1 pseudogene is annotated in these 1,016 nt (G+C 30.9%); it reads left to right on the forward strand.

Annotated elements, in window-relative coordinates:
- Positions 1–258: 258 nt before the first annotated feature.
- Positions 259–1,016 (forward strand): annotated as a pseudogene (locus A5870_RS16185) (hypothetical protein); the annotation flags it as partial.

The raw sequence follows: 1,016 nt of genomic DNA on the forward strand, positions 1-1,016 counted from the left end.
TTAAATTATGTAGAATTAACACGTCATATTATAGCTGTCTCTTATACACATCTAGATGTGTATTACACTACTATTTTAGATACAAACTCATTATTTTTTTCAAAAAAATTGCTACCATATTTGCATAGCTAGGCTCTTATACACATCTAGATGTGTATAAGAGACAGAAATTACACTACTATTTTAGATACAAACTCATTATTTTTTTCAAAAAAATTGCTACCATATTTGCATAGCTATGAATGGGCTTTAAGAAAATTGATATATTTATTGGCTCCAACATATTTCGACAACTGGACGAAAGATTCTATTCCAGATGAAATGATTTCTGCAGTAAAAGGAAAACAAAAACAAGCAATCGGCAGGTATGACTTAGAAAATCTTTTACAGTGGATAGATTTATACGATTTTGAAGAATACCTCTTTGGAGAAAATTACCTGTTTATTTCAACTGGAAATGAGAAAAATATTGTAAGGTACAAAGAGATAATCGTAGAAGAATTGTTAAATTTATTTCGAGAAACTGATGATTTAAGTATATCTGATCCTTTTTCATTATGGAGTGAAGTATTTAGCAAGTATATGTATGTTGATTTAGAAGAAATTCGAAAAGACATGGAATTGATTAGAGAAGGAAGGAATATTGTGAGTCATAATAAAGAGATTAAATACTCTTTATATAAGGATCTGATAAAGAATCTAAAGAAATACGTGAAACAACTTAATGAAGCTTTTAAGAAAATACTAATTGGTGAAATAGCAGATGAGAAACTTTTCGATATGACAAATGATTTCGAAGCATATATAGGGAATCATTATAGTAATATAAACCTACCCAACGCTACTAAATTATTGACGTCTTTATCAGCGATGACAGTATTAAATACCGATTCCACTAAAAAAATGATGGAGACAATCAGTCCGGCATTATCCGCTCAACGAGCAGTCATGAAAAACGTTGATACTGAGGGGTTCAGACGAGCGACCGAGGGAATGAAGCAGTCTCTATCAGCGAT

The organism is Enterococcus sp. 2G9_DIV0600 (assembly GCF_002140615.1).
Classification (GTDB): Bacteria; Bacillota; Bacilli; order Lactobacillales; family Enterococcaceae; genus Enterococcus_D; species Enterococcus_D innesii.